1 pseudogene is annotated in these 299 nt (G+C 58.9%); it reads right to left on the bottom strand.

The window, feature by feature from the left end:
• Positions 1-131: pseudogene (locus EN874_RS33070) on the bottom strand (hypothetical protein); the annotation flags it as partial.
• Positions 132-299: the final 168 nt, after the last annotated feature.

The following is a 299-nucleotide window of genomic DNA, read 5'->3' as shown; positions in this document are numbered from 1 at the left end:
ATCATCTGGTATTCCTTGTCGGTGAGCGTCAGCGCCGGCGCGACGGTGATGGAATCGCCGGTGTGCACGCCCATCGGATCGAGGTTCTCGATCGAGCAGATGATGATGCAATTGTCCGCCTTGTCGCGGAGGGCCCGAAAATGAAGACGATCAGCGCCGAGGTGATCAGCGCGCCGCCGGTGCGGAAGGTGATGTAGCGGAAGACGTTGAAGAACGAAATCCGATCCGCGAAATCGACGAGCAGTGTGAACATGGTCTTTCCGTCCCCCGGAGCCCGACCTACGTCGGTTCAATGTTTG

Origin of the sequence: Mesorhizobium sp. M1D.F.Ca.ET.231.01.1.1 (genome assembly GCF_003999155.2) — a bacterium.
GTDB lineage: Bacteria > Pseudomonadota > Alphaproteobacteria > Rhizobiales > Rhizobiaceae > Mesorhizobium.
This window is presented reverse-complemented; position numbering and strand designations above follow the sequence as displayed.